At 53.8% G+C, this 19,961-nt stretch carries 17 protein-coding genes; 7 read left to right on the top strand and 10 right to left on the bottom strand.

What is annotated here, in order from left to right; translation table 11 throughout:
* The first annotated feature begins 145 nt into the window (after positions 1-145).
* The 3 genes from motA (at position 146) to HEQ60_RS01140 (ending at position 2,917) form a co-directional block, all read left to right on the top strand.
* Positions 146-1,006, top strand: a complete 861-nt coding sequence (gene motA, locus HEQ60_RS01150) for a flagellar motor stator protein MotA (RefSeq protein ID WP_168068657.1) — start codon at positions 146-148, stop codon at positions 1,004-1,006.
* Positions 1,007-1,054: 48 nt separating this feature from the next.
* Positions 1,055-2,041 carry a flagellar motor protein MotB gene (locus HEQ60_RS01145; protein ID WP_168018815.1) on the top strand — a complete coding sequence of 329 codons (987 nt, stop codon included), beginning with the start codon at positions 1,055-1,057 and terminating at the stop codon, positions 2,039-2,041.
* Positions 2,042-2,149: 108 nt separating this feature from the next.
* Entirely contained in the window at positions 2,150-2,917 is a 768-nt protein-coding gene (locus HEQ60_RS01140) for an arginyltransferase (protein ID WP_168068655.1), read from the top strand.
* On the opposite strand, the gene parC is transcribed toward HEQ60_RS01140, so the two are convergent.
* From parC to HEQ60_RS01105, 7 genes are all read right to left on the bottom strand, one after another.
* On the bottom strand, positions 2,914-5,133 hold the full coding sequence (parC, locus tag HEQ60_RS01135) for a DNA topoisomerase IV subunit A (RefSeq protein ID WP_168068652.1): 2,220 nt from the start codon (positions 5,131-5,133) through the stop codon (positions 2,914-2,916). The two genes, HEQ60_RS01140 and parC, sit on opposite strands and share 4 nt — an antisense overlap.
* Before the next feature lie 80 nt (positions 5,134-5,213).
* Positions 5,214-5,948 carry a DNA repair protein RecO gene (recO, locus tag HEQ60_RS01130; protein ID WP_168068650.1) on the bottom strand — a complete coding sequence of 245 codons (735 nt, stop codon included), beginning with the start codon at positions 5,946-5,948 and terminating at the stop codon, positions 5,214-5,216.
* A gap of 23 nt (positions 5,949-5,971) precedes the next feature.
* Entirely contained in the window at positions 5,972-6,883 is a 912-nt protein-coding gene (gene era / locus HEQ60_RS01125; protein WP_168068647.1) for a GTPase Era, read from the bottom strand.
* Positions 6,883-7,563 (bottom strand): ribonuclease III, encoded by a 681-nt coding sequence (gene rnc / locus HEQ60_RS01120; protein WP_245183682.1) that lies wholly within the window; start codon positions 7,561-7,563, stop codon positions 6,883-6,885. The genes era and rnc overlap by 1 nt, the downstream gene beginning before the upstream one ends.
* Before the next feature lie 18 nt (positions 7,564-7,581).
* Complete coding sequence (gene lepB / locus HEQ60_RS01115; protein WP_168068645.1) at positions 7,582-8,346, bottom strand: signal peptidase I; 765 nt, start codon at positions 8,344-8,346, stop codon at positions 7,582-7,584.
* Between the two features lie 106 nt (positions 8,347-8,452).
* Positions 8,453-8,884 (bottom strand): holo-ACP synthase, encoded by a 432-nt coding sequence (gene acpS, locus HEQ60_RS01110; RefSeq protein ID WP_168068643.1) that lies wholly within the window; start codon positions 8,882-8,884, stop codon positions 8,453-8,455.
* Positions 8,881-9,618 carry a pyridoxine 5'-phosphate synthase gene (locus HEQ60_RS01105; RefSeq protein ID WP_168068641.1) on the bottom strand — a complete coding sequence of 246 codons (738 nt, stop codon included), beginning with the start codon at positions 9,616-9,618 and terminating at the stop codon, positions 8,881-8,883. Before HEQ60_RS01105 ends, acpS begins: the two co-directional genes overlap by 4 nt.
* Before the next feature lie 262 nt (positions 9,619-9,880).
* Here HEQ60_RS01105 and HEQ60_RS01100 point away from each other — a divergent pair, with 262 nt between their 5' ends.
* The 3 genes from HEQ60_RS01100 (at position 9,881) to HEQ60_RS01090 (ending at position 12,004) form a co-directional block, all read left to right on the top strand.
* Positions 9,881-10,870: an OmpA family protein gene (locus tag HEQ60_RS01100; RefSeq protein ID WP_168068638.1), complete on the top strand. Its 990-nt coding sequence runs from the start codon at positions 9,881-9,883 to the stop codon at positions 10,868-10,870.
* Between the two features lie 152 nt (positions 10,871-11,022).
* Positions 11,023-11,526: a CHAP domain-containing protein gene (locus tag HEQ60_RS01095; RefSeq protein ID WP_168068635.1), complete on the top strand. Its 504-nt coding sequence runs from the start codon at positions 11,023-11,025 to the stop codon at positions 11,524-11,526.
* A gap of 22 nt (positions 11,527-11,548) precedes the next feature.
* Positions 11,549-12,004 (top strand): GNAT family N-acetyltransferase, encoded by a 456-nt coding sequence (locus HEQ60_RS01090; protein ID WP_168068632.1) that lies wholly within the window; start codon positions 11,549-11,551, stop codon positions 12,002-12,004.
* A gap of 13 nt (positions 12,005-12,017) precedes the next feature.
* Here HEQ60_RS01090 and HEQ60_RS01085 read toward each other — a convergent pair whose 3' ends face one another.
* From HEQ60_RS01085 to HEQ60_RS01075, 3 genes are all read right to left on the bottom strand, one after another.
* The gene (locus HEQ60_RS01085; RefSeq protein ID WP_168068629.1) at positions 12,018-12,401 is read right to left on the bottom strand and encodes a lysozyme inhibitor LprI family protein; all 384 of its coding nucleotides are present in this window, start codon (positions 12,399-12,401) and stop codon (positions 12,018-12,020) included.
* A 99-nt stretch (positions 12,402-12,500) separates the two neighbouring features.
* Positions 12,501-15,161: a glycosyltransferase family 2 protein gene (locus HEQ60_RS10835; RefSeq protein ID WP_168068627.1), complete on the bottom strand. Its 2,661-nt coding sequence runs from the start codon at positions 15,159-15,161 to the stop codon at positions 12,501-12,503.
* 116 nt (positions 15,162-15,277) lie between these two features.
* Positions 15,278-15,706 carry a hypothetical protein gene (locus HEQ60_RS01075; protein WP_168068625.1) on the bottom strand — a complete coding sequence of 143 codons (429 nt, stop codon included), beginning with the start codon at positions 15,704-15,706 and terminating at the stop codon, positions 15,278-15,280.
* Between the two features lie 414 nt (positions 15,707-16,120).
* On the opposite strand from HEQ60_RS01075, the gene HEQ60_RS01070 reads away from it, so the two are divergent.
* The gene (locus HEQ60_RS01070) at positions 16,121-19,633 is read left to right on the top strand and encodes an indolepyruvate ferredoxin oxidoreductase family protein (RefSeq protein ID WP_245183681.1); all 3,513 of its coding nucleotides are present in this window, start codon (positions 16,121-16,123) and stop codon (positions 19,631-19,633) included.
* Positions 19,634-19,961: the final 328 nt, after the last annotated feature.

The following is a 19,961-nucleotide window of genomic DNA, read 5'->3' as shown; positions in this document are numbered from 1 at the left end:
GTGGCACAATCATGACAGAATTGCCAACAGGGGCAGCAAATTCCCGACCTGTGTTGCAGTTTCTGTCCCGGTTGGCTAAAACCAGAGGGTCTGGTTCCTTTGGTCAGGAAGCGGCCGCACGGAATCCGCATGGGACAGAGGGCACATGCTCGTAATCGTCGGTTCAATAGTTGTCACGGTTTGCGTCCTGAGCGGTTATGGCCTGCACGGCGGTGACCTCGGGATTCTGTGGCAACCACTTGAGTTCCTTATCATATTTGGCGCTGCCTTCGGTGCCCTTCTTATTGGCACACCCAAGGCAGTCCTGAAGGGAGTCGTACACGGCCTCGGACCGATGCTGAAGGGGCCAAGACATCACAAAGAAAGCTACCTTGAAGTTCTGAGCATGCTTTACTCGGTGTTCCGCCTTGCCAAGACCAAGGGTGACCTAGCGCTTGAAAGCCACGTTGAACGGCCGGAAGAAAGCCCATTGTTCCAGAAATTCCCAAATTTCTCGGCTGATCACCATACACTGGTTTTTCTCTGTGATTATCTTCGCCTCCTGACACTTGGCACAAATAACGCGCATGAGGTGGAAACCATCATTACCGAAGAAATTGAGGGTCATCACCACGAACATCACTTGGCTGTAAAGGCCGTTGCTGATATGGCAGATGGGATGCCTGCCCTAGGGATCGTGGCCGCTGTTCTCGGGGTTATCACCACAATGGGATCCATCACAGAACCGCCGGAAGTTTTAGGACACCTGATTGGCGCAGCCTTGGTTGGTACATTTTCCGGGGTTTTGTTGTCATACGGATTTTTTGCACCTTATTCACGAGCCATGGAATCCGCCTTCAACTCAGAAACAGAATATCTGAACTGTATCAAGGCTGGCCTTCTCGCACATATGCAGGGCTATGCTCCACAGGTTTCCATCGAATTTGCCCGGAAAATTGTCCCCCCTCATGTACGTCCAACGTTCCAGGAACTGGAAGAAACGGTCACCAACCTTTCGCACGACTGATGTAAAACCAGGGAAATCCGGTCCGGAATGAAAGGCAGCGCGGGATAAATGGCCGAGGAAGAAGGCAAAAATGCAATAATCATCAAGCGGATCAAGAAGGGTGGTCACGCGGCCCATGGTGGTGCTTGGAAAGTGGCTTACGCCGACTTTGTGACCGCAATGATGGCCTTCTTTCTTCTTCTGTGGCTCCTTAATTCTGTAACCGAAGAACAGCTACAAGGGATTTCAAACTACTTTGCACCCACGGCTGTTTCGCAAAGCCCAAGCGGAGCGGGCGGCATGCTCGGCGGCTTGGTCGTTGGTGAAGGGGCATCCCAGTCCAATTCAGCTCCACCTGCGACCAATATCAACCTTCCCCCTTCTACAGTCGGCTCTGGCGGACAGGATTTTACCGATCCACAGGAAGGGCGTTCTGAGAAAGATCAGGACAGCTCCGCAGAGCAGAAACAGCAACAAAGCAAGGAAGAAGATGCCCGCAGACAACGCGAGCAACTACAGCTAGACACCATCTCACGCGAAATCAGGCAAGCCCTGAATGCGTTACCACAAATGAAGGCTCTGCAAGACAGCCTGATCATTGACAACACTCCTGAAGGCTTGCGCATCCAGCTGATTGATCAGGACAGGCTTCCCATGTTCCCGGCCGGATCCAGCGCCTTGTATGAACATACCCAGAAACTTCTCCTGCTGGTCAGCCGCGTTGTCAAACTGATGCCACAGAAGATTGCGGTCTCCGGCCATGCCGACTCGGGGGGCTTCACGGACCCGTCTGGCTATGGAAGCTGGGAGCTTTCGGCCGACAGGGCCTTGGCAGCACGGCGTGTCCTGTTACAGGGTGGCGTACCAGATGACCGGTTTGCCCGGATCGCAGGCGTTGGCCCCAATGATCCCCTTGAACCATCCAATCCGGATAGCCCGCGCAACCGGCGGATCAGCATTGTTCTCCTCCGGGACGACTCTGCCATCCCAGCCGACAGCGGCAATCCGGGTTCACCGGGCAGCGGCCCCCTGCCCAGCATCCTCGATACCCGATGAAACAAGGAGATACCTCTTTTCTGAGGGGACTCCTGGTCCGGAAGGCTGTGTTTACAGGGAACACGCTTCACCATCATAGTGGTGGCAGGACAGCATCGGTAATGAACGATGGAAAATTCTCCGGTACGGCGACCGCACTTCTTTTTCACAACCGCCCCCATGCCGTGCCCCTATATGGAAGGACGGATGGAGCGGAAGATTGTGACCGAGCTTGCTGGCCCGGATGCCGGGGCTTTACATGATACGCTGTCACGATCCGGCTTTCGCCGTAGCCACTCCATTGCTTATGCACCCGCATGCCCCAGCTGCACAGCCTGCACGCCGGTGCGGGTAGTGGTCCGTGATTTTGCAAGAAACCGCAGCTTTCGTCGCACCTGGAACAGCAACGCCGATCTTTATGGGCGGATGGTGCCACCAAGAGCGACAGCCGAACAATACCGGCTTTTCAGCGCCTATCAAGCGTGCCGTCACAGCGGCAGCGACATGGCCTTGATGAGCTTCTACGACTACAGAGCCATGGTCGAAGACAGCCCGATCGAAACGCACCTGGTTGAGTTCCGTGATCACCAAGGGAAACTGACAGCGGTCTGCCTGATGGACAAGATGGACGATGGCGTTTCCGGGGTTTACAGCTTCTTCGACACCTCTAGGAGCCGGAGGGGACTTGGTACCTTCATCATCCTGTGGATGATCGAGACGGCCCGAACCCTTGAACTGCCCTATGTCTATCTGGGCTACTGGATCGCAGAAAGCCCGAAAATGAGCTACAAGAAACGGTTCACCCCGCTCGAAGTTTTTACGGGGAACGGATGGCACCTTCTGGATGAGAAAACGGGGGCACCGCGTCCGCCCGTTCTCCAGCCCTTCTCGCCCTAGAAACGATTGCTACGGGGAAATCCAGTCGGAGGCAGCTTGCCCTGCCCCGCACGCGCTCCACGCCACGGCACCAAGTTCATCTCGGTGCGAATACGCTCCCCGGAACGGAATGTCAAACCATCCTCGGCCCTGAAAACCTTGACGTCCGAGGTTCCACCATCCTTGTATTTCTGAAGAATAACCCCCCGTCCCTTTGCCATCAGGGGAATCTCCTCGATCGAAAACACCAACAGCTTCCTGTTCTGCCCGACGATTGCAACCGTATCGCCATTAACTGGCATGCAGAATGCAGCTATTTCGCCTTCTCCCGGGACAAGAACCTGCTTCCCGGCACGGGTCTGGGCAACAACATCATCTTCCGCAACACGGAAACCACGCCCACCGGATGAAGCCAGAAGAAGCTCTCTCCCCGCCTCGTGCACCATAAGAGCAGCGACTTCTGCATCATTGGGCAGATCAACCATCAACCGCAACGGTTCGCCGAAACCACGTCCCCGTGGTATCCGATCGGCTGCCAAGGTATAAAACCGCCCCGTGGTGGCAAAGATCAGAATTTTGTCTGTTGTGTAGGCATGCAGGGCAATCCAGAGCTGATCACCCTCCTTGAACCGGGTCTCCGTTACATCTTCCGCATGGCCCTTCAGGGCACGGATCCAACCTTTCTCCGACAACAGAAGTGTAACAGGCTCCCTCTCAATGACCGCCTCAATCGGAACAACCACAGCAGACGGCGGCCCCGCAATCTCTGTCTTTCTGGTTCCAAGGCGTGTCTTCTGACCAAATCTCTTTTTCGTCTCTGTCAGCTGCTGTGAAATTTCAGCCCACCGCAGGGAAGGCTCAGCCAGCAATGATTCCAATCCGGCCTTTTCTGAAGACAGACGGTCATACTCGCTGCGGATTTCAACTTCCTCAAGCCGCCGCAAGGACCGCAAACGCATATTCAGAATGGCCTCAGCCTGCATATCAGACAGCCCGAAAGCCTTCATCAAAGCTGCCTTTGCGTCATCTTCCTCACGAATAATACGGATGACCTCATCCAGGTTGAGATAGGCAATCAGATAACCTGCCAAGATCTCCAGCCTGTGGTCGATCTTCCCCAAGCGGTAGCGCGACCTCCGCTCCAGCACTTCGATCCGGTGTTCCAGAAAAGCCTCAAGGACATCCTTCAAGGGCATCACCCGGGGCGTTCCATCCGCAGACAGAACATTCATGTTAAGGCTGAACCGTATTTCCAGATCCGTCTGGCGGAACAAGTGTTCCATCAACAGTTCCGGGTCAACAGTCCGGTTACGAGGCTCCAGAACAACGCGAACATCCTCGGCAGACTCATCGCGGATATCAGCCAGAAGGGGCAGCTTCTTTGCATTCAGAAGTTCCGCTATCTTCTCGATCACCCTTGATTTCTGGACCTGATAAGGAATCTCGGTGACGATAATCTGGAACAAGCCGTGCGAGAGTTTCTCTATCTCCCAGCGGGCCCGCAAGCGGAATGTTCCGCGCCCGGTTGCATAAGCCTCGCGCACGGAATCCGGGCTGTCTACCAGAACGCCACCAGTTGGGAAATCTGGCCCCTTGATACAGGTCAGCAATCCATCCACCGAAACATCTGGCTTCTTGATTAGCACCAGAAGAGCATCACACAACTCCCCTATATTATGAGGGGGAATATTGGTTGCCATACCCACGGCAATGCCAGAAGACCCATTGGCCAAGACATTGGGGAAGGCTGCCGGCATAACCACCGGCTCTGACTCCTCCCCATCATAGGTCTCGCGGAAATCAACAGCATCCTCGTCCAGCCCATCCATCAGGGCCGTTGCCACCTCTGTCAGACGAGATTCGGTGTAACGCATGGCCGCAGCGCCGTCGCCGTCAATATTGCCAAAGTTGCCCTGCCCCTCCACCAATGGATACCGGGCAGCAAAATCCTGAGCCAGACGCACCAAGGCATCATAAACGGCCCCATCACCATGGGGGTGATATTTACCGATTACATCCCCGACCACGCGGGCACACTTCTTGAACCCGCCGGCAGGGTCCAGTTTAAGAAGCCGCATGGCGTACAACAAACGGCGATGGACCGGCTTCAATCCATCCCGCACATCGGGAAGTGAACGGGACACAATGGTCGAAAGGGCATAAGCGAGATAGCGCTCTGAAAGCGCTTCGGCCAATGGTTGGTGACGTATGATCTCGGCAGATTTTGACGCGCTCATGCAAAAAACCCCGAAGGAAAAGCAGCTACAGACAGCAGGCCAGCAAAGGTCGCACTATACCTTGCCATACCCCCTGCAGGTCAAGGCCGGGACAAGAAACGCTGTGCAAGGCGCTGGCGAACAGGCGGCAGGCTATCGCGGGGGGGAACAAGAAGATGCTTCTCCAAGAAATATCCTGTCAGGTTTAATCCCTGAAGCAGGGCTGATAGATCGGCATCTTCATCCGGATCAACCAGAAACGACGGCAAGGCCAGAAGGCGATCACGATAAGGCTCCCCGGCCAACGCACTGACAGCACGACCTGTTTTGGGAGAAACATAAATCAGATTGCTGGTAGAACCCGTCGCAGCACAACAGGACAAATCCAGTCCATACCCCAAGCCGGCCAGAACCTTGACTTCCCACCGCACGTAAACATCCACGCGTCCGCATTCCCGCAGGGCAGCCAGAAGAGCCAACAGCGCTGCCCAGATATCAGGATACGGATGTCTTTCAGGCAAGACTGTATCCAGAACAGTACAGGCCGAAGCCAGAGCATCCAAGGCTATTGGCTGATCAAAGAAATGCGGGGCTATGCTTTCAAGAAGCTCGACATCGAACATTCCCAGCTGCTCCCCCAGACGCGCTTTCCAGGAGAGCTGCACGATATTACCTGCCTGGAGAACCCCCGCCCCCCCTTTCCGGACCAGGCGAGATGATATGACCAGACCATTCCACCGCCCACGCGTAGCTGTCAGGACAGAAAGACGAACACGCCCCTCACCAACGGGATGGATAGACAGAACGACCCCGGTATCCTGCCACGCCACAGCCATGTCAATATCCCCTGCTACGCGCCCTAGACGTTATAGTCCAGCCCCCAGGCATTATAACGCGACGGATCTTCGGCCCACTGTTCGCGCACAGTCACGTGCAGGAAAAGATGAATCCGACGCTCCAGGAGTGACTCCAGCTCCTTGCGGGCACTGGCACCAATCGAACGGATCTTGCTTCCCCCCTTACCAAGGACAATCATGCGCTGGCTGTCACGCATCACATAAATCGTCTGATCTATACGCACAGATCCATCCGGGCGCTCATCCCAGCGTTCCGTCTCCACCGTAATGCTGTAGGGCAGCTCCTCGTGCAAATTCAGGAATACCTTCTCCCGCGTCAATTCAGCAGCCAGAAGGCGCTGCGGCACGTCCGACACTTCATCTTCGGGAAACATCCATGGCCCCTCGGGGGCAGATTCCACCAAACAGGCCAGAAGATCGGCAATACCATCGCCTGATTTCGCCGAGATCATGAAAACGCGCTCAAAAATCCCCTCGTTGAACAGGCTTTCGGTTAATGCCAGAAGCTTTGAACGCTCAACAAGATCGATCTTGTTGAGAACCAAGATAACACCCGTGCTTGATGCAGACTTCAACGTATCGATGATTACGCGGGTATCATCGTCAATACCCCGTGAGGCATCAATAGTCAGCATCAAGCGATCTGCATCAGCCGCGCCTCCCCATGCAGCCGCAACCATGGCACGCTCCAATCGACGCTTGGCTGTACGAAAAATACCCGGTGTATCAATGAATACAATCTGGGCATTTCCCGACATGGCAACCCCGCGAACGCGGGTGCGCGTTGTCTGGACCTTTGGGGATACAATGCTGACCTTGGTACCAACAAACGCATTGACCAATGTTGACTTGCCTGCATTGGGCGCCCCGAGAACGGCCACAAAAGCACAGCGGGTCGGCTCAGAAACTATCATTAACCTAATTTCTCCAGAAGAATACGGGCCGCCATTTGCGCGGCCATCCGCTTGGATGGGCCGGATGCCACTGCAGGCGGCACACCTTGCACCATGACCCGAATTGTAAATGAGGGATTATGATCCGGTCCATCAGCGGCAACGGTTTCATAAACCGGAAGAGGAAGCCCCCTCTTCTGCGCCCATTCCTGAAGGCCTGTCTTGGGATCCTTAGGCGGTTCCGTCACCTTGTCCATCAGCGGTATCCAGAAACGCCGGATAAAACCAGAAGCCGCATCCAGCCCGCCGTCCAGATAGATCGCACCGATAACGGCCTCACAGGCATCTGCAAGAAGGGCAGGATTAGTTCTTCCTCCCAAATCCTCATCACCCTTGGCAAGGATCAGAAAGTCCCCAAGATTGAGCCCCGACGCAACATCGGCCAAGGCTTCCCGACGGACCAAGGCCGCATGGCGGCGCGCCAAGGCTCCCTCGTTTTCAGCAGGAAAACGATGGTACAACATATCTGCAACAACCAATCCAAGAACGCGGTCTCCAAGAAACTCCAAGCGTTCATTGGTTCCAGCATTATGGCCCCGGGAAAGACCCCGGCTGCGGTGGGTCATCGCAAGTTCAAGCAAACTCTCATCGCGAAACGTATGATCCAGCACTGCGGCCAAACCGATAAACAGACTACACAAAGCAGATTCCTGTAACTATTACGACACGTCATCACCAGATGATGATGCCCTGAGATCACGGAAAAGGCGCCCCCAGCGGGTCGCCACGGGCCACTTCCAGAATTCCCAGAAACGAGCAGTCCCATTCGTGGAAAAGAAGAGAATCTCAGCCCGTCCAACCAGATTCTCGGAAGGAACGAAACCTACATCTACAGTACGGCTATCCGCTGAACGGTCACGGTTGTCACCCATCATGAAGTAATGCCCTTCGGGCACAACATATTCCGGGGTATCATCATACCTAGCCGCGTCACCGGCCTCCAGTATCGGATAATGCGTGCCGTTAGGCAAGGTCTCGATATATCGTGCTGATCGCATGATATGACCCTCTGTATCAATATAAACGTAGTCCTCCACCCTCTCACGCATCATCATCGTACCGTTTATATAAAGACGCCCCCCACGCACCTGAATGCGGTCACCGGGTAACCCAATGATACGCTTAATATAATCAACAGAGACATCACGAGGGTACTTGAATACAGCAATATCACCACGCTTCGGCTCTGAGAACAACATGCGCCCGGAAAAGAAAGGGGGCGACAACGGCATCGAAAAACGACTGTATCCATACGAATACTTTGAAACAAAAAGATAATCCCCGACCAGAAGATTGGGAATCATGGATCCTGAGGGGATATTGAAGGGCTCGAAAGCAACCGTTCTTACAAGGAGAGCAACAAAGACAGCGGCGGCCACTGTTCTGACAGTCTCTCCCGTCCCCCCAGCTTTTCTGTGCGGCATCAGACTATGACTTCCTTTTGGATGAAAGGACAAAGGCGCAGAGCAGACAGGCTGGCTCTGGCCGAGGAGTGAAACCGGCCAAGGGTTACCCTGTCAAGCCAAGATATTAAAGGAGGAAACTTGGCCCTGCCACGGCGGCTTCAAGCAACACAAAAGCCGATGCATAGGGATACTCGTCTGTCATGCTCAGATGAACGCGAACCACCCTGTTTTCAGGCGTAATATTCTGAAGATAACATGCAGCCCTATCATGAAGCACCATACCGGGCGCACCTTGCTCCGAAACGGTGACTTCCAGGGAGCGGAATAAAACCCCACATCGCCCAACCCCTGTACCCAAAGCCTTTGCAAGAGCCTCTTTTGCCGCGAAACGCTTTGCCAAGGTACCCGCATAAACAGCCGGATCCGCACTGCGCTGCGCCGCGAGCGCTTGCTCGGCGGGGGTGAAAATACGGTCCAGAAAACGGGAGCCATAACGCAGGACGGCCCTTTCTATCCTGCGAATATCCACCATATCATGACCAATACCGATAATCATGGCGAGGCCCTGCGCGCTGTCTCCATACAGTTCCGCATACGCTTTACAGCCGCTTCAAGTCCGGTGAAAATGGCTTCACCGATCAAGAAATGACCAATATTCAGCTCGGACACCGTAGGAATAGCGGCGATCGGACCAACCGTCTCGTAACTCAGGCCATGACCGGCATGACACTCAAGCCCCAAGGCATCTGCGCAAAGCGCCGCCTTTTTTATAAGCTGCAATTCATGCTCTCGCTCTTCACCATTCGCCTCACAATAGCGGCCCGTATGTAGCTCAACGACACGTGCACCGACACTCCGGGCAGCTTGTATCTGTTCAACATCAGGCGCAACAAACAAGGACACCCGGATACCCGCCGCTAAAAGTTCCGCAACACGGGGGCGCAAGGCATCAAACAGGGCCACAACATCAAGCCCACCCTCCGTTGTTCTTTCCTCACGCCGCTCCGGCACAAGACAGCATGCAGCAGGTTGACAGCGCAGCGCTATATCAACCATTTCAGACACGGCTGCCATTTCAAGGTTGAGAGGAAGGGCGATTTGCTCCTTCAGGCGAAAAATATCGTCGTCACGAATATGACGCCGGTCCTCCCGCAAATGGGCCGTAATACCATCAGCACCTACACGGGCAACAGCATGCGCTGCCGCTACAGGGTCCGGATGCATGCCACCGCGCGCATTACGCACCGTGGCAACGTGATCAATATTCACACCAAGACGAAGAATGGACACAAGCTTATCTCGATATATACAATAGGCGAATAGTGGTAGAGCCGTTCATCACATACCATCAACAGGAAAGCAAGACAAAGAAAATACAAAAGTACACACATTATTAAAAGGAGATTCAGACATAGAGATGACACAAGCTGTGACCTGATCGCAACACTCACAATAAATACAATGCCATTATCGGTGAAGTGCTTGCATAGAACGCACTAAACACTATCATAGTGCTCTATTTTCTGCCTTGGCATTTTGGGAGGACCATGGGATGCGCGTTATTCATGCGCTTGTAGCAGCTGGCATCGCCGCAGCTTTACCTTCTGCTTCGCAGGCACAATGGTATGTCGGTGCTGATGCCGGAATGGGCTTCAACCAGAAAGCTGACGTTGAAAAGAGCAGCACCAACCTGGAAACAAGCTATAAGTGGGGCCCTGCCATTCTTGGGCATGTAGGGTACTCCTTCGGCCACTTCAAGTTGGAAGGCGAGCTGGGGTGGCGGCGCAACAGCGTCAAGGATGTGCTTCACACCAATGGTAGCGGCCATACCAGCGCCTATAGCACCATGATCAACGGCGTTGTTGACTTTGTGCCGGAAGGCAAGTTCCATCCCTTCGTCGGGGTCGGGATCGGGGCAGCCAAGATTGATACCAGCATGGTTCGCTCCGGAGGCACCGACCGCTACAAGGGCGATGGCTGGCAGTTTGCCTACCAGGCCTTCGGGGGCGCAGCCTACGACGTTAGCCATAACTGGGCCATCAACGCACAGTATCGCTACTTCGGCACCATGGACTACGAAGTCAAGACTCCTGCAGGCGCAACACTGGATGCCGAGTACAACAATCACGCAGTGCTTGTTGGCCTGAATTACAGCTTTGGCAAGGCATCTGCCATGCCGCCGGCACCAACAGCGACCGACCCCGCTGCCATGCACAAGAACTACATTGTTTTCTTTGACTTCAACAAGTCAGAGCTGACAAAAGAAGCGATGGCTATCCTCAATCAGGCCGCTGCCGCCATCAAGAAAGGTCACATGGCACGCGTATCCGTAACAGGTCATACGGATCTTTCCGGCAGTGCGGACTATAATATGAAACTGTCCAAGCGTCGCGCGGAAGCTGTGAAGCATTATCTGGTTCGTCAGGGGCTCAAGTCTTCGGAAATTTCCGTCGTGGCAAAGGGTGAGTCCAATCCCTTGGTGCCCACGGCCGATGGTGTCCGTGAGCCGCAAAACCGTCGGGCAGAGATTGTCATTCCGTAAAAAGCATGACTTGTTTGTGCACAGGCAAGGCCCCGTTTATCGGGGCCTTCGCTTTTGTCAGAATGCATTCCAATACTTGAAAAGCACATGAATGTGCTCTATCCAGATAAACGGTCTGCCTTGCTGGACGACTGACAATCATGGAAAGAGGTATGAGCGCGCGTCTTCTTCAGAGATCCATCCTTGCCTTGGCCCTGCTTGCGCTTCTGTACCCTGCGCAGCAGGCCCTTGCCGCTTGGAGCTGCGTACCCTACGCGCGATCAATATCCGACATTCATTTACAGGGCGATGCGTGGCGATGGTGGGATGCCGCAGTTGGTGTCTATCAGCGGGGCAAGAAGCCTACCGTCGGATCCGTTTTGGTCTTTAAAAGAAGTCCCATCATGCGGCGCGGACACGTTGCCGTTGTGCGCTCTGTTGAAGGAACACGGAAGATCCTTGTTGATCATGCCAACTGGAGCCGCAGCGGCCGCATCGAGAAGCAGGTTGCCGTCGTTGACATTTCACCCGGTAATGACTGGAGCCAGACAAGAGTCTGGCACTCGCCATCAAGAACCTTGGGCTCTACAGTCTACCAAACCGCGGGCTTTATCTATCCAGAACATGCCAACCGCGCATCGCTGGACAAAAAGCCTAAGAATGCACACCCCCTTTGATATTCGGCAAGGCACAGAACCTATGGAACACCAACACGGCAGATCTGTCACGATCACTGTCGATAATGAGCCTGAAGACAGAAACATCGAACAGCTGCGTGCAAACCTGAGGTCATTCAATCAAGCCTGTATTGGCCCATATGATGCACATCACCTTTTGGTGACAGCAAAGTCTCTGAACGGGGAAATGATCGGCGGCATCCATGGGTATATACAATTTAGCTGGCTGCACGTCCACTTGCTCTGGGTTGCCCCTGCATGGCGCAGGCAGGGCATAGGGTCGCGCCTGTTGTCTGGTATCGAGAAAAAAGCCCAGTCTATGGGAATATCAAGATCCAGGTTGTCAACGGCTGATTTTCAGGATGGACTACACCTCTACACAAAGCATGGGTATACAACATTCGCCACTCTCCCCTTCTCTTCCTCCGGCGGAGAGGATCAGTACATAGAATACCTGATGCAGAAACAATTCTCATGACGGAGCAAGAAGCCTAATTGCCACCGAGAGAGGCATCCAGCTCGTCAATCCGGGTTAGAGCCAAGTCATTCAAGCACGTCAGACGCATCAAATCGTCAGCTTTCCCGGTTTCAGGATCCAGCGCATTCCAAGCGCACTCAGCCTCGCGGTATCGGTTCCAAGCTGACTGGGCATTCTGCAAGGCATCATGAATTGAAGCCGGCACGGTGCGCATAACGCGCCGCATCATCCCCTCCAAGGCAGATTCTGTTCGCTTGAGCTCATCCTTGGCGCACGAAACAAGTTCTGCCTCCAACTCTGTCGTCTCACAGTTGACAGGCGGCTTAGCGGCTGCAAATGGCACCGCCACGACCAAACAGACAAGAAGACATACAACTGACCAAGTTGGGAAAGTCATCCCTGATCCACCTGCCACATAACGGGCCACTCCCATGATAGCGACATCAAGCTTACATGCTCAAGTAGATTACACAATGATTACACAGAAAAACACTGACTATACCGTCATCTCTTCTCGTTCATCATTCATGGCAATAACAGGAGGTTTCTGAGCATCTACCACAGGCGGAATTTGGGCACCCGCACTCTTTTTTTCAATCCACCGCATAATAATGGCCGACAAGAACGGAATGGCCTGAACAGCAACGGTTGCGGCAAAAACATCCTGCTCCATAATATCAAGCGGATTCATGATAAAAAGAACAGATGCCGCAACAAGCAGAGAGCACCCAAGAATGCTTTCACCAAAAACCGGGCTGTCACGAAACCGGGCCTGGCTCCGCGCAGGTCCCCGATCGCTGTTCCGCCCCTTTTCCGTACGAATAAAAGGCAGGTTGTCCTTGACCAGACCTGTATACACGGCACGCCCGACAACAAGCTGCAAACTCATAGCGGCGATCGCTGCTCCAAAAATTTCCGGCACAGCGGCTCTTACACGCTTTCTGTAAAGAAGAAAGCAGTGGAGGATATTGATTGCAAAACTGGTCAGGATAGGAATTGTCAAGGACATCATGGGAAGAACCATGCCGACAAGAACGATCATGGGAACCCAGACCAGATTCAGCATTGCCACCATGACGCCAAGCGCATCAGAAAGCCAAAAGATCCACCCTGCTATGAACTGCCGCCGCTGTTGTGGTGTCAATGTCTTGGAGTTCGGCATCATATGCCGACGATGCTTCTTGATGATCTGCACAGCACCATAAGCCCAGCGATGGCGCTGTTTTTTGAAGGCATCAAAGGTGTCAGGCAGCACTCCCCAACCATAGCGCCGATTTGTGTATGCCGCTTCGTACCCGGCTTCAAACAAACGGAGACCCAGCTCGGTATCTTCAACAATAGTATCTGTGGACCAACCCCCAACCTCGTCAAAGGCCGTACGCCGCACCATCAACATGGTTCCATGCGCAACGATAGCGTTGTCTTCATTGCGCTGTACCATGCCGATGTCAAAAAAACCAGCATACTCCCAGTTCATCATCGACTTGAAGAGACTCTCATTGGCATCTCTATGGTCTTGGGGAGCCTGTACCAAGGCAATTCCAGGATCCTTGAAGCAGGGGCAAAGATCTCTCAGCCAATGTGGGTGAACCGCATAATCGGCATCAATAACCGCAATAATAGAAGCGTCGGGTGCTGTAAAGGAATAGGCCATGGTCATGGCGCCGGCCTTGTATCCAGTGACGCGTGGCAAATAAATAAACTTGAATATTTCACGGCCAAATTGGCGATTCAAACATGCACAATGATCCGCTACCGGTCTCCAATACGTAGATTCAGTCGTATTGTTCATGATTACCAGAACCTCAAAGTCTGGATAATCAAGGTCGGCACACGTGGTCAGAGTATGCATCAGCAAAGCAGGATTTTCACGATAAGCCGGCACATGAATGGAAACCTTGGGGCAAAACGCATTATCGCCATGCACCTGACCTGCACGAACAAGCCGTTTTGGCTTTAAACCCAGCAAAACCTCGCTAATCTCATTAACTTTTGCCAATGTCATGATGGCAAGGGGAATAACCATGAGCACCCCCATAAACCACATGATCCCCGTTCCGAAGTTCATATAGTTCGTAAAGGGATAGGCCCCGGCCAAAGCAATACCAGCCGCAAATCCGTTGGCGGCAAGCGCATAAATAAGAGCGTGCAAAAGGGTTGGTCTTTGGCGACGCAAGCCAAGTATTGTCAAGCATGCGCCGATGATCAGAGCAATTACGGCAACCCGGTCATACCGGACCTCAAAGCGCCCTTCCAGAGGAAATTTCAGGTTCCGTGCGGAATCAAAAATCCCCCAATAAGCCCCAACTGAACCTTCATTGACTTTCCAAGGCTGATCAAAAGCTTCGATGATGTTGTATTCTACGCCTCGCCGATGTGCTTCACGAATAAAGCCACGAATAACTTCAGCCTGAACATGACGTCCCGTATCGGCGGCTTTGAAGTTGTAGCCTTGGCTAGGCCAGCCAAATTCGGCAACGATAATGCGCTTGCCAGGATAGGCCTGCCTCAGGGCATCCAGCCTCTCATACGCAACCTTGACAGCCTGATCCCAAGGCACCCCTTCCCAGTATGGAAGCAAATGCGCTGCGATAAAGTCAACCTCACGGACAAGCTGCGGATACTTCAGCCACACATCCCATGTTTCCCCGGTCGAAACGGGAACATTGACACGGCCTCGCGTCTCCCGCAAATAGGCTATCAACTCATCAATTGTAATTTCAGCCCGCAGCAGGGCCTCGTTGCCAATATACAGCGAGCGTACATTCCAGTTGCCCGTGGTGAGCCGTATGGCACGCTCTATCTCGGCCCGGTCTTCAACCAGATCACCGGACAACCACGCCGCTGTTGTAGCGTACATGGCATAATTCCGTGCGATCTCGGGAACATTCTCCAACCCGAGACGAGACGAATACAGGCGTACATTCCGCGTATAATGGGACAGCAGTTCCAGATCCTGATTGATGCGGTCTATGCTGACAGATGTTCCTTCAACAGGATCATCCCCCGGATGGAACGGGCTGAAAGACAGGGAATTGATCGGCATGTCAAATCCCTGCTCACCAACAATATCGGGAGGCACAACAGTAATGTTGGCCCCTTGCCAGACAAGGAAGTGTACGAAGGCTGCGACTAGGACAGCAAAGAAAACGCGCACCAAAGTCCCTTACCCTGAAAAAGCCCCGAAACCAGCACGAAGGTTCCGGGGCACTGAAAGCCGAATAGCATTAAAAGAGCACAGTACGGCATAGCCGGACCGGGCAAAGATCAAGCCTAAAGAGGGCTGTTCCAGCAACGATCAACCCGGGCGGCCATATCTTCCGCATTCAGGGCTCCCGCAGATGCATCAGAAATCACACAACGAAAAGATGGCCCAATATGGCTCTCCTTGCAACCAAACAACCGATAAAAATTCATGAAGCGGTTGGCTTGGTCCACATCATCCCTGGACAAAAGACTCAAGACTCTCTTGCCAATCCAAGCGCACTCTCCAGATACAGCGGGAGACGGTGGCTTTTTTGTTGCCACACGCTGGACCTGCGCCCCCTTTGCCCCATCCTTGCCAGAGGCCGCAATCTGTACAGAGGAAGCAGGCACAGAGCCATCCCTTAAATCATCCGTATTACGGGCAAGACCAAGGCCCGGAAAGCCAAGGGCACAAACAACAACACACACGGCAAAAGCGCACAGGGATTTTTTCATATTTCTGAATTCCTGAACAAGGCAACACCCACCCACGCCAGAGGATCCAACGAACATCCCTGCACCGAATAGGCGAGGCTGCATGGTAGTCTAAATCCCCAAAAACTCAATACACTATAAATCACTGTTCCTAATAGCTTTTCCTGTTTCACAACAGAAGCAACACAAAACTGTCAGAGTACTCCCTGCAAACCGGGATGGACGTCGGACCATGAATCCCCATACGCAGGCAGATCGGGAACCATTATGCCCGGCATATCTCTGATGAGAGAGAAAAGCACATAGCCGGATACAAATTCGGCCTAAACGGGGAGAGGTTGATTATTCGCCCCAAGATAGAATAGATTTCTGCATACAATTAAAAACTATTCGGCTTTGGACGCACGGATTTCCAGGCGTTACAGGGACGATAAAATGAGGGATGAAATGACCTATAACCCCGGCCTCGAGGTCTGCGCTGGCGGACTTGACCATGAATACACGCTTGAAGATCGCTATAACCGCACAGAAGGACGCGTGTGGCTGACCGGAACCCAGGCCTTGGTTCGATTGGTCCTGATGCAAAAAAGACGGGACCTACAAGCCGGCCTGCAAACCGGAGGCTTTATCTCCGGGTATCGTGGTAGCCCACTGGGTGGATACGACCAAGCACTCTGGCAAGCCCGCAATCTTCTTTCGGCCTCAGACATCCATTTCCAGCCTGCCGTCAACGAAGAACTGGCAGCCACCGCCATTCTCGGAACGCAGCAGGTTGAAAGCAGCGGTGAAGGTCGGGTCAAGGGCGTCTTTTCCCTGTGGTATGGCAAGGGCCCCGGCCTTGACCGGTCTGGCGATGCAATAAGGATAGGATCAGCATATGGCTCATCCCCAAACGGTGGTGTTCTTCTGGTGGTCGGAGATGACCACGGCGCTGTCAGCTCATCCATGCCTTTTCAGTCCGAGCAGGCATTTGCCTCATGGAACGTGCCGGTCCTACACCCGGCCAACATAGCGGACTATCTGGAATTTGGCCTGTACGGATGGGCCCTCTCCCGTTTCAGCGGGACCTGGGTTGGCTTCAAGGCCATTTCCGAGACTGTGGAAAGCGCCTGTTCTATCGATATCAATCCACACCATCTGCACGTCTACAGACCGGATGATTTTATAGCTCCCCCCGGAGGACTGCACTACCGCTGGCCCGACATGCCAGGCCCCGGCCTGGAAGAAAGACAGTTTGCCAAAAAAGAAGCGGTTCTGGCCTTTGCACGGGCCAACCCTGCCCTAAACCGCTACCTTGGTAATCAGGACCAAGCCGTGTTTGGCATTATCGCAACCGGCAAAGCCTTTACGGACCTCAAAGAAGCCATGATGCGCCTGGGGCTCGGAATGAACGATCTTCAACAGCGCGGCATTCGCATTCTGCGGCCAGGCCTGACATGGCCTCTGGAGCCGGAATCAATACGGCGCTTTGGGCATGGACTGCGTGAAATTTTTGTTGTTGAAGAAAAACATAGCTTTGTCGAAGAGCAGGTTAAATCAATCCTGTACGGGCACAGAGATGCTCCCCTGATCACAGGAAAAACCGATGGTGCGGGGCAAAACCTTCTCCCCTCATCGGGTGAGTTAAGGCCATCGCGGATTGCTCCGATCCTTGTTCAACGACTTGGCCATCACATTCCTGATCTTCTTGAACAGCTGAACAGCAAGCTTGCCACAATCGTTCCCCCGCCAGGCTCCGGCCAGTCACCGTCCGAAATCCGTCGAATTCCATACTTTTGTTCTGGCTGCCCACACAGCTCCTCGACACTGATCCCAGAAGGCGCAAAAGCCTTTGCCGGAATTGGTTGTCACTTCATGGCCAGCTGGATGGACCGGAACACCGGCGGCCTCACCCAGATGGGAGGAGAAGGCGCGAACTGGGTGGGGCAAGCTCCGTTCAGCCTGCGTACTCATGTCTTCCAGAATATTGGCGATGGTACCTTTTTTCACTCCGGCAGCTTGGCCCTCAGACAGGCTGTTGCCGCAGGAACAACCCTGACCTACAAAATTCTGTTCAATGATGCTGTTGCCATGACCGGGGGGCAACCTCACGATGGCAATCTGACCGTTGACCAGATCACGCGACTGGTTCATGCTGAGGGCGTACGGCGCATTGCGGTTGTCACAGATGATCCGGATAAATATCCACGCACTCTGAACTTTGCACCAGGCGTCACCATCCATCATCGCCGCGATATCAATCAGGTACAGCGGGAGCTTGCAACACAACAGGGCGTGAGCGTACTGGTCTATGATCAGATGTGCGCGGCAGAAAAACGACGCAAGCGCAAACGGGGTCTTCTGGCCGATCCACCAAGACGACTGATGATTAACGAAGCTGTCTGCGAGGGGTGTGGCGACTGCGGCATACAGTCCAATTGCCTGTCCCTGCAACCTGTAGAAACCCCTGCTGGGCGCAAAAGGCAGATTGACCAATCATCCTGTAACAAGGATTTTCTGTGCGTGGATGGATTCTGCCCCAGCTTTGTCAGTATCCGCGGCGCCGAACTGCGCAAACCCAGAGGCGTGGACGATGCACCGGATCTGGCGGCAAGGCTTGCAAACCTGCCGGTACCACACCGCCCCTCTGTCCTTGAGAAACCATGGGAAATTCTGGTCACCGGCGTCGGGGGAACAGGCGTTGTGACAATTGGGGCGTTGCTGTGTATGGCAGCCCACCTTGAAGGCAAGGGAGCCAGCGTTCTGGACTTTATGGGCTTTGCGCAAAAGGGAGGTAGCGTTCTCAGCCACGTGCGTATCGCCTCTATACCCGATGCCCTGAATCAGGCACGTATAGACAGGGAGCAAGCCGATGTCCTGTTAGCCTGTGACATGGTTGTGGCGACAAGTCCGGACTCTCTGGGAACCCTGCGTCCCGGGTACAGTCAGGTTATTTGCAATACCTTGGAAATCCAAACCGGATCTTTCACACGTGATCCGGATTTCAGCGTACAGGGCGACCGGCTTCTGTCCATACTTGAGGCCTGTGTCGGGGCCGGGCATGTGCAGCGGCTCAACGCAGGCCAGTTAGCGACAGCCCTGACGGGCGACAGCATCATGGCCAATATTTTCCTGCTTGGCTTTGCCGTCCAAAAGGGCCTTGTCCCCGTCAGCCTGGAAGCCCTGGACCGGGCCATCGCGCTTAATGGCGTTGCAATAGATGCCAACCGCCGCGCCTTGGCGTGGGGTCGCCTGGCTGCCATTGACCCAGACTATGTCCAGTCCGTGGCCAACCGGGGAAGAGAACCTCAACAGGATACAGATGACCTGGATACGGTCATAGCCAACGCAACCCAACACCTGACCGGCTGGCAAAATAAACAATGGGCAGAAGAGTATCGTTATTTTGTGAAGCAGGTCGAGGAGAAGGAAGCGCAAATTTCAGATAAGAGGGATCTGACACTGGCTACGGCCCGCAACCTAGCAAAACTCATGAGCTACAAAGATGAGTATGAGGTTGCCAGGCTCTATACGCACCACACATTCCGTAAACGCATTCGTCAGACATTCGGAGATAGTGCCAGAGTATCCGTTCACTTGGCCCCTCCGCTCCTAGCTTGGCTGAAGCGTCCGGATAGCAAGCCGCGCAAATACGAATTCGGGCCATGGATTTTTGCTGTTTTTAACATCCTTGCCCGCCTGAAGATGCTGCGCGGGTCCTGGCTTGATCCTTTTGGCTACACCAAGGAACGTCGGACAGAAAGATCCCTGATTTCTGAATACCGTCATCATATCTGTGAAGTCTGTACCTCCTTGCATCCTGACGCCCTTCAGCTTGCCGTGGAAATAGCCTCCGTTCCGGAGCGAATACGGGGGTTTGGGCATATCAAGGAAAAAAGCATTGAAAAAGCACGGGAACAGTGGCGATCCCTGATCTGGAAGATCCGGGAAACAGATCAAGGGCGATAAGGCAATAACGAAACACCCTAGGGATGTTCGAAGGCCCTTCCAGATGCCTCCTCGAGATCTGGAAGGGCCTTAATACACGGAAATAATGGCCTGGCCCGTATCAAGGATTGCAAAAACTTTGTTAGCCTGCTACACCTCGGCGGCTTGGCAGTGATTGCCAAGGAATTCTTTGCGATTGCGCGCAGATGTGCATACCGCTTCAGAGCGGCGGCCGTCGATATGCCTTGAATTCCCTCTCCTCCCGCTGGTTGCGTGCCCCAGGGGCGCCTTTTTATGTGGCCATTCCCCCTTCTGCCATGAGCATGCGGACAGGGCGCGGCCTGTTTTG

Source organism: Haematospirillum sp. H1815 (assembly GCF_012102705.1).
In the GTDB taxonomy this organism is placed as follows: domain Bacteria; phylum Pseudomonadota; class Alphaproteobacteria; order Rhodospirillales; family Rhodospirillaceae; genus Haematospirillum.
The sequence above is the reverse complement of the archived record's forward strand: the minus strand, read 5'-3'. Positions and strand labels throughout refer to the sequence as shown.

Bases quoted from the DNA above. Each gene is read 5' to 3' on its own strand.
- HEQ60_RS01090 (WP_168068632.1), top strand. From the start codon at position 11,549: ATGGAACACCAACACGGCAGATCTGTCACGATCACTGTCGATAATGAG.
- motA (WP_168068657.1), top strand. From the start codon at position 146: ATGCTCGTAATCGTCGGTTCAATAGTTGTCACGGTTTGCGTCCTGAGC.
- HEQ60_RS01095 (WP_168068635.1), top strand. From the start codon at position 11,023: ATGAGCGCGCGTCTTCTTCAGAGATCCATCCTTGCCTTGGCCCTGCTT.
- lepB (WP_168068645.1), bottom strand. From the start codon at position 8,346: ATGCCGCACAGAAAAGCTGGGGGGACGGGAGAGACTGTCAGAACAGTG.
- HEQ60_RS01145 (WP_168018815.1), top strand. From the start codon at position 1,055: ATGGCCGAGGAAGAAGGCAAAAATGCAATAATCATCAAGCGGATCAAG.
- acpS (WP_168068643.1), bottom strand. From the start codon at position 8,884: ATGATTATCGGTATTGGTCATGATATGGTGGATATTCGCAGGATAGAA.
- HEQ60_RS01085 (WP_168068629.1), bottom strand. From the start codon at position 12,401: ATGACTTTCCCAACTTGGTCAGTTGTATGTCTTCTTGTCTGTTTGGTC.
- parC (WP_168068652.1), bottom strand. From the start codon at position 5,133: ATGAGCGCGTCAAAATCTGCCGAGATCATACGTCACCAACCATTGGCC.
- HEQ60_RS01100 (WP_168068638.1), top strand. From the start codon at position 9,881: ATGCGCGTTATTCATGCGCTTGTAGCAGCTGGCATCGCCGCAGCTTTA.
- HEQ60_RS01075 (WP_168068625.1), bottom strand. From the start codon at position 15,706: ATGAAAAAATCCCTGTGCGCTTTTGCCGTGTGTGTTGTTGTTTGTGCC.
- era (WP_168068647.1), bottom strand. From the start codon at position 6,883: ATGATAGTTTCTGAGCCGACCCGCTGTGCTTTTGTGGCCGTTCTCGGG.
- HEQ60_RS01140 (WP_168068655.1), top strand. From the start codon at position 2,150: ATGGAAAATTCTCCGGTACGGCGACCGCACTTCTTTTTCACAACCGCC.
- recO (WP_168068650.1), bottom strand. From the start codon at position 5,948: ATGGCTGTGGCGTGGCAGGATACCGGGGTCGTTCTGTCTATCCATCCC.
- HEQ60_RS01070 (WP_245183681.1), top strand. From the start codon at position 16,121: ATGAGGGATGAAATGACCTATAACCCCGGCCTCGAGGTCTGCGCTGGC.